The sequence below is a fragment of the Myxococcus sp. AB056 genome (genome assembly GCF_006547365.1).
GTDB classification, from domain to species: Bacteria; Myxococcota; Myxococcia; order Myxococcales; family Myxococcaceae; genus Myxococcus; species Myxococcus virescens.
Genome location: NZ_VHLB01000164.1, coordinates 1 through 7,704, shown reverse-complemented (window position 1 = coordinate 7,704; position 7,704 = coordinate 1). Strand labels below are relative to the sequence as shown.

The following is a 7,704-nucleotide window of genomic DNA, read 5'->3' as shown; positions in this document are numbered from 1 at the left end:
CCCTGTCCGCCCCCTCCCCCGCCCCGGCTGGTAACGCCGTGCAGGCCGCCCACGCCATCCGCGAGGCCGTGCTGTCCGAGGTGCGCAAGGCCGTGGTCGGCCAGGACGAGGCCCTGGAGCTGATGCTCTGTGGCCTCATCGCCGGCGGCCACATCCTGCTGGAAGGCGTGCCCGGCGTGGCCAAGACGTTGATGGCCAAGGCCCTGTCGCGCAGCATCGGCGCGGAGTTCAAGCGCATCCAGTTCACCCCGGACCTGATGCCCGCGGACATCCTGGGCACCAGCGTGTTCGACCTGAAGACGCAGGGCTTCACGCTGGTGCGCGGCCCCATCTTCACGGACCTGCTGCTGGCGGACGAAATCAACCGCGCCCCGGCGAAGACGCAGTCCGCGCTGCTGGAGGCCATGCAGGAGCGCTCGGTGTCCATGGAGGGCCGCGTGCTGCCGCTCTCCCCGCTCTTCACCGTGTTCGCCACGCAGAACCCCGTGGAGTCCGAGGGCACCTATCCACTGCCCGAGGCGCAGCTCGACCGCTTCCTGCTGAAAATCGAGGTGGGCTATCCCGCGCCGGAGGAGGAGGACGCGATTCTGGCCTCCGTGCACCGGGGCTTCGACTCGGGGGACCTGCAACGCGCGGGCGTCAATGCCGCGGTGACGAAGGACGGGCTGCTGGCCGCGCGCGGCGCGCTGAATGAAGTGACGGTGGAGCCGCCGGTGCTGGCCTACGTCCGCAAGCTGGTGGCGGCCACGCGCGCCTCCAGCCGCATTCGATTGGGAGCCGGGCCTCGCGCGGGCGTGCACCTGCTGCTGGCGGCCAAGGCCCTGGCGGCGCTGCGCGGGCGCGGCTTCGTCACCCCGGACGACGTGCGCTTCCTGGCGGCGCCCGTGCTGAAGCACCGCCTGCTGCTGTCGCCGGACGCGGAGCTGGACGGGGCCACGCCGACGGACGTGCTGCGCGAGGTGGTGCGCGGCGTCGAGGTCCCCCGGTGATTCCCACCCCGCGCCTCTGGGTGCTGCTGGCGCTGCTCGCGCTGCCGATGATGCTGGCGGGCTTCAGCCCCGGCATTGGCGGCGCCGTGCTCGCGCTGGACGCGCTGGTGCTGGCGCTGGCGGTGTTCGACGTGCTCACCGCGCGGAGGGCCCGGCTGGAGGTCCACCGGGTGCTGCCGGCGCGGCTCAACGTGGGTGTGGCCAACAAGGTGGTGGTGCGGCTGATTCACCGGAGCGGCGGCGCCGTCCACGTACGCGTCCGGGACGACGTGCCGGACGGCTTCGGCGCCACGCCGGACGAGGCCCCGCTGCACCTGCCCGCGCGGAGCGAGTCGCGCTGGGTGTACCGGGTGACGCCCGTGAAGCGCGGCCGCTTCCAATTTGGAGACGTGCACGTCCGCGTGCGCGGGCCGCTGGGGCTGGTGTCCCACGAGCGCGTGTTCCCCGCGGCGCAGGACATCGCCGTGTACCCGGACCTGCGCGGCGCCAACCGGCTGCTGCTGTCGGGCGCGGCGCTGGACCTGGTCAACCTGGGCCTGCGACAGCTGCGGCGCGACGGGCGTGGCAGCGAGTTCGCCCGCCTGCGCGACTACGCCCAGGGCGACAGCGTGCGGGACGTGGACTGGAAGGCCACCGCGCGGCGTGGGCGGCCGGTGACGCGCGTGCTGGAGTCGGAGCGCTCGCAGTCCATCCTCATCTGCGTGGACGCGGGCCGCTCCATGGCCGCGCAGGTGGACGGACTCACCAAGCTGGACCACGCGGTGAACGCGGCCCTCTTCCTGGCCTTCGTGGCCGTGCGCAACGGCGACCGCGTGGGGCTGGCCGTCTTCGCGGATGGCGTGAAGGCCTACCTGCCGCCCGCGGCCGGGCGCACGCAGTACCGGAAGATTGTCGACACGCTCTACGGCACCACGCCCAGCCTCACGTACGTGGACTACCTGGCCCTCTTCAAGGAGCTGAACCTCCGCCTCACGCGCCGCAGCCTCCTGTGTGTCTTCACCGACTTCCTGGACGAGGAGCAGGCCTCCACCATGGTGGCCCCGCTGCACCGCCTGGCACGGCGCCATGTCCCCCTGTGCCTTTCGGTGAAGGACACCGCGCTCCAGAAGCTGCTGCGCACGCCGCCTCCCAACCCGGAAGAGGCCTTCCAGCACGCGGTGGCCTCCGAGCTGCTCACCGACCGCGAAGTGCTCAAGGCGCGGGTGAGCCAGGGCGGCGTGCAGATGCTCGACGTGCAGCCGGATGAGCTGAGCCTGGCCGCCGTCAACCGCTACCTGGACATCAAGGCGCGCGGCGTGCTGTAGCCTCCGGGGCCGCGTCCGGCGCCGGGACGGGCAGCGGCAACCACCCCATGAAGCGGGTGTCCGGGACGTTGCCTCGCACGCGGTGCAGCACCTGCTTGAAGAGGGCGTAGACGCGGAAGAAGCGCTCCAGGCCCGCGCGCTCGGCGTCCGTCAGGGGCGCGGCGGCGCACACCACCTTCGGGTCCCCTCGCCCCGCGTCGACGAAGCCGATGACACCCACCACCGGCACGCGCAGCCGCTGGCCCTGCGCCAGCCGGGGCCCCATCACGACGGCGTCTAGCGGGTCGCCTTCATCCGACGCAAGGCCCGGGATGCTGCCGTAGTTGTACGGGCACGGCAGCGGAGACACGAAGTCCACCGCCCCGTCCGCGCGGCGCTTCACGAAGGAGAACCGCGGGCACTCGATGAGGACCTCCGGCTCACTCGGAAGCGGAGGCAGCCACAAGCGCTCATCCATGGGCGGACTCAGCGCCGCCGTCTAGCGCCGCGCGGCCCCCACGCAGCCAGTCCGACAGCAGGTACGCATACACGCCCGCGCCCACCGTCAACGCGAAGGACACCTTGAACACCACCGACAGCTTGGGCGGATGAATCTGCGACACTGTGCCTTCGATGAAGCCCGCGAGCACGAATAGGACGAGCGTGCCGAACAGCAGCCGCACCGCCGTCACCGCCTCCTGTCGCACCGCCTGCCCCCGAGGCAGTCCTCGTGGGGCCACCATGCCCCGCGCAATCACCAGCCCCGCCGCGCCCGCGATGCAGATGGCGGTGATTTCCGGAATGCCGTGCGGAAGAATCCACGCCCAGAACCAGCCCGCCATTCCCTTGGCCGCATAGACTTGCGCGAGCGCGCCCAGGAACAGGCCGTTGACGAACAGCATGATGGCCGTGCCCAGGCCCACGGTGATTCCCAGCGCGAAGGCCAGGAAGGCCACCTGGATGTTGTGGGTGAAGAGGTAGGTGGTGAACTGGGCCTGGTCTCCCACCGACATGCCGTCACCCGCGGCCTCGTTGGCCGCGCGTTCGACGGGGTCCAGGTTCAGGTGCTCGGCGGGAACCAGATAGTGCGCCGCGTCGGGGTCCACCATCATCCCCACGTAGCCGAAGCCCACGCCCGCCAGCAGCAGCAGCAGCGACGCCACGTACATCCGCCACTCGCGCCGCATCAGCGCGGGGAAGCCCCGGGCCACGAAGCCCCACACGTCCGCCAGGCGCGGACGCCGGCCCGGGTACGTCAGCGCGTACGCCCGCCCCACCAAATCGTTGAGGTAGGCATTCACGTCCGCCGAGCCACTGCGCGCGCGAACCCACAGCAAGTCACTGGAGACGGCGCGATACAGCCGGCCCAGCGTCCTGGCGTCCTCCAGGCTCAGCTCGCGCAGGCCGTGGGATTCGGACCGGTCCAGCAGCGACTCCAGTTGCTCCCAGCGCGGCTTGCGGGACTCGATGAACTCCGCCATCTCCATGGGCCGGCACTCTACCCCAGTGACGTGGCGGCCCACCCTGCCCTCCGATGAAGCTTTGTGGGAAAACGCGGGACCATGACGTGTCGGATGGCGCTCCTGGGATGGCTGCTCGCCCTGCTTTCGGGATGCACGAGCATGCGCGCCCTGTGTCCCCTGGAGGGAGGCCGCCCCTGGGTGGAGGTGCGCAGCCCCCACTTCATCGTCCGCACCAACCTGGACACGGAAACGGCCGAGGAAGCGGCCCAGGAGCTGGAGCTGCTCCGCGAAGGGCTGCTGCAAGCCTGGGGCGGCAGCTTCGACCCACCGGGCACGGTGGACATCATCGTCCTCCACAACCGCAGCGCGCTGGAGGAGTTCACCAACATCCGCATCGAAGGCTTCTCCACCAACACGGAGGATGGCCCGCTGCTGGTGCTGGCCGGGCACGCCTACGCGCTCAGCGAAGCCACCGCGGACATCACCACCCAGGCCCACGAGCTGACGCACTACCTCTCCGAGCTCGCGCTCGTCCGCCAACCCCGCTGGCTATCCGAAGGACTGGCCAGCTACCTGGAGACCATCGCGCTCAGGCCGGAGCGGCGCGAGGTCATCCTCGGGCACATCCACGGGGCCTTCTACAACCAGGTGCAGCGGCACGGCTGGCGCACGCTCGACGAGCTCTGGGATTGGGACAGCAAGGGGCTGCTCGGCACCGCCGAGTCGCGGCAGTACTACGCGTCCTCCTGGCTGTGGGTGCACTTCTTCATCAGCCGGCACGGCGCGCGCTTCGAGGACTTCCAGAAGCGCCTCATGCAGGGCGAGGAACCCCGGCAAGCCTTCGAGGCCGCCTTCCGCGGCGAGGAGGACCTGGCTGGCGAGCTGAATGGTTACGTGCGCCGCCCTGGGCACATGAATTACCGCACCATCACCGCGCCGTTGGCGCCCGTGACGAGCCCGCTGCAAACGCGCCCCATGCGCGCGGCCGAGGTCCACGCCATCCGCGCCCAGTTGTTCCTGATGACACCGGGCGCGTCCCCCATGGAGGAGCGGCTGCCCCACATCGAACGGGAGATGGCCGAGGCCACGCGCGAGGAGCCCGGCAACGTGGACGCCATGCTGCTGCGCATCCGCTCCACGGAGGATCCTTTCCGCAGGCTCGCCCTGGCGCGGGAGCTGCTGGAGCACCACCCCGACAGCGGGCACGCCTGGAACGCCATGGCACAGGCGCTGGACGCCGCGGGCAATACCTCCGAGGAGCAGGAGGCCGCGAGGCTCCGCGCGGTGGAGCTGCTGCCCGGCAGCGTGAGCGCGCAGAACGGACTGGCCGGCTACTACGCGCGCACGGCCCAGCCGGAGAAGGGCCTGACGGCGGCGCAGCGGGCCCTGTCGCTGGCGCCGGGGAACGCGTCAGTGCTGGACACGTGGTCCACCCTCCTGTTCCAGCTCGGTCGCTGCCCGGAGGCGCTGGACGCCCAGCAGCTCGCGGTGGACATGCTCCACGAAGGCTCGCCGCAGCGGCTGCGGCGGACGGTGCACGACACGCTGGCCCGCTATCAGGCCGTGTGCGGGCCCGATGCCCCTCCCGCCGCGGCGACCCCGTCCACGGCGGCGCCTGCCATGGAAACGCCGTGAGCCCCTGGCCCCGCTGAAATGACGAAGCGCCGGAAGGGCCCAGGTGGGCTCCTCCGGCGCTTCAGGGGTCCGACAGAAGCAGGCGGCGAGGACTACTTCAGCAGCTTCTCCAGCGGCTTCTTGTCGCTGCTCGCCTGGTCCTTGGTCCAGTCCACCACCGGCGTCTGCCACGCCATGCCCGTCTCGGTGGGCTCGGGGGCCAGCTTCTCGAACTCGAAGCCGTCACCGCCGAAGTAGAGGTACTCCACCGTGGCGACCGTGTACTCCTTGTTCGGGTCCAGGGCCTTGCCCTTGGCGTCCTTGAACTTGCCCTTGCCCGCGGCCGTGAAGCCGGAGACGAGCGCGTTCGGGTTGGCCAGCTGCCGGGCCAGGTCCTCGCCCTTCAGCTTCACGACGAGGAGCGAGTTCTCGAAGGGCATCACCGAGTAGATGCTGCCGCGCGTCACCGGACCGGCGGGAAGATCGCCGCGGATGCCGCCGCTGTTGAGGACGGCCGCGTCCGTGCCCAGCACGTTGCGCACCGCGCCCGCCACCCACTTCGCCATCTGGGGTGACGCGTGGGGGATGCCGGCCTTGGAGAAGCCGATCTGCTGGCCCAGCACCTCGTCCAGCTGCGTCTTCCACTTGCCCACCAGCTGCGCCGTCTCCGCGTCCGGAGCGCCGCCCGACACCTCGACGACCTTGGTCTCCAGGCCGGTCAGCTTCTCACCCGCGGGCTTCGCCGGGTCGAAGGTGACGTGCGCACGCAGGTACTTGCCGAAGCCACGGTCCAGCGACACGAAGCTGGTCGCGCCGTCCTTCAGCTCGACGGGCTGCGCGCAGCGGCCACCGGCCACCAGCGCCACCTTCCACTCCGGGTGCTTCGCCACCGCGGGCTGCAGGTCGGTGACGCACTCGTCGGCGAGCACCACGACCACGTCCGCGCCGGCCTTGCGGGCCTCCGGAATGGCGGTGGTGAGCGCCTCCTCGTAGCCCGTCACTTCCAGGCCATCCGCGCGGCCGGGCATGGCGGTGCGGACCGTCTTCTCGGACGCCAGACCCACCACGCCAATCTTGAGGCCGCGGCGCTCGAAAATCTGGAACGCCGGCATGGACAGGTCGCCCGCCAGCGCCGGGTCCTTCACCTTGAGGTTGGCGGCGAGGAACGGGAAGCCGCCCGCGCCGCGGTTCTTGAGGAAGGCCTCCTTGCCGAAGGCCAGCTCATGGTTGCCCAGGGCGGAGGCGGCGTAGCCCATGCGACCCATGACCTCGGCCGTGGGCGTGCCCAGGAAGAAGGAGGAGATGGCCGGGCCGTTCCAGTGGTCACCCGTGGCGAGCGCCAGCGTGCTGGCGTCCGCGCACGTAGGCTGGCCCTCCTTCACGGGACCGGGACAGTGCTTCTCATCGGCCATCCAGCGGCCGAGCAGCTCCGCCGCGCCGCCCTTGCCCTCGGAGGGCTGGAGCTGACCGAACGCGCCACCCGTCACGAGCAGCGTGACTTCGGAAGGAGCAACGGGAGCCTTGGCTTCCGGCGCGGCGGCCGGAGGAGGAGTGGGATTGCTCTTCTCGCAACCGGCAACGGCACCGAGGGCGAGGACCAGCACGCCGGACAGCGGCTTGCGGAAGGGACGAGGACGTAGGGGGTTCGCGCTCACAGGTGCGCCTTTAGCACAACTCGGCTCGTGCTACGCTGAGACACGTGGCAGACAGCGACACGCGGCACGGTGGTTCCTCACCCGAAGGCAAGGTTAACAAGCACACAGAGCAGGGGTTTGCCGGCCAGGGCGAGGCCCGGGCGCGCGAATTCTGGGGCGAGGTAAGCGCGGGTGCGCGTCACTTCTCACTGACAGACCGGAAACCGCCCGAAGGGCGCCTGCGCCAGTTCTTCTACGGCATGAGCCTGCCGTTCCACATCGGTGGAGCGCTGCTGAGCGACCCGGTCGCGCGCAAACAGTACATTCGTGTCGGGTTTCTTCAATCCATTGCAGCTCTGGCATTGGCCTTGAGTTGCATGACTTCCGGAACTGAAGCGGCGGAAAGCGCGAGCAAGCGGGAGTCCCGAGCCGAAGCACGCGCCAAGGCGGCGCGGATTCAAAAAGTCGCCGAGGCCCTCGTCGACCAGCACGTCAAGCAGGAGGCCGCGGCTGCCACCCAGCGTGCGAAAGAGGTTGAAGCGCAGACCATCCAACGCCTCCAGGAAATCGACGCGCAGGTCGCCCGGCGCAAGCAGGCCGCCGCGCAGCGCGCTGGCGAGGGGACGCCCTCGAGTCCCCTAGCGCAGCCCGAGAGTGCGGACGTGGTCCCCTCCCCGCCAGGAGCGGGCGACACGGCTGGCGCCGCCCCGAGCCCCTCCTC

At 70.5% G+C, this 7,704-nt stretch carries 6 protein-coding genes and 1 pseudogene; 4 read left to right on the top strand and 3 right to left on the bottom strand.

The features are described from left to right. Positions 1 to 2: 2 nt before the first annotated feature. Entirely contained in the window at positions 3 to 989 is a 987-nt protein-coding gene (locus FMP39_RS36400) for a MoxR family ATPase (protein ID WP_141276963.1), read from the top strand. After that, positions 986 to 2,293, top strand: a complete 1,308-nt coding sequence (locus FMP39_RS36395; RefSeq protein ID WP_141594539.1) for a DUF58 domain-containing protein — start codon at positions 986 to 988, stop codon at positions 2,291 to 2,293. Before FMP39_RS36400 ends, FMP39_RS36395 begins: the two co-directional genes overlap by 4 nt. Here FMP39_RS36395 and FMP39_RS36390 read toward each other — a convergent pair. Both FMP39_RS36390 and FMP39_RS36385 read right to left on the bottom strand, forming a co-directional pair. After that, complete coding sequence (locus FMP39_RS36390) at positions 2,271 to 2,750, bottom strand: inorganic diphosphatase (protein WP_141594538.1); 480 nt, start codon at positions 2,748 to 2,750, stop codon at positions 2,271 to 2,273. The genes FMP39_RS36395 and FMP39_RS36390 overlap by 23 nt on opposite strands. Then, positions 2,743 to 3,759, bottom strand: a complete 1,017-nt coding sequence (locus tag FMP39_RS36385) for a stage II sporulation protein M (protein ID WP_141594537.1) — start codon at positions 3,757 to 3,759, stop codon at positions 2,743 to 2,745. Before FMP39_RS36385 ends, FMP39_RS36390 begins: the two co-directional genes overlap by 8 nt. 135 nt (positions 3,760 to 3,894) lie before the next feature. Here FMP39_RS36385 and FMP39_RS36380 point away from each other — a divergent pair, with 135 nt between their 5' ends. Continuing rightward, a complete protein-coding gene (locus FMP39_RS36380; RefSeq protein ID WP_228558637.1) occupies positions 3,895 to 5,370 on the top strand; it encodes a hypothetical protein in 1,476 nt (491 codons plus the stop codon). Between the two features lie 92 nt (positions 5,371 to 5,462). On the opposite strand, the gene FMP39_RS36375 is transcribed toward FMP39_RS36380, so the two are convergent. Then, on the bottom strand, positions 5,463 to 7,004 hold the full coding sequence (locus FMP39_RS36375; protein ID WP_141594536.1) for a bifunctional UDP-sugar hydrolase/5'-nucleotidase: 1,542 nt from the start codon (positions 7,002 to 7,004) through the stop codon (positions 5,463 to 5,465). A gap of 44 nt (positions 7,005 to 7,048) precedes the next feature. On the opposite strand from FMP39_RS36375, the pseudogene FMP39_RS36370 reads away from it, so the two are divergent. Next, positions 7,049 to 7,704: pseudogene (locus FMP39_RS36370) on the top strand (hypothetical protein); the annotation flags it as partial.

Bases quoted from the DNA above. Each gene is read 5' to 3' on its own strand.
- FMP39_RS36380 (WP_228558637.1), top strand. From the start codon at position 3,895: ATGCGCGCCCTGTGTCCCCTGGAGGGAGGCCGCCCCTGGGTGGAGGTG.
- FMP39_RS36390 (WP_141594538.1), bottom strand. From the start codon at position 2,750: ATGGATGAGCGCTTGTGGCTGCCTCCGCTTCCGAGTGAGCCGGAGGTC.
- FMP39_RS36385 (WP_141594537.1), bottom strand. From the start codon at position 3,759: ATGGAGATGGCGGAGTTCATCGAGTCCCGCAAGCCGCGCTGGGAGCAA.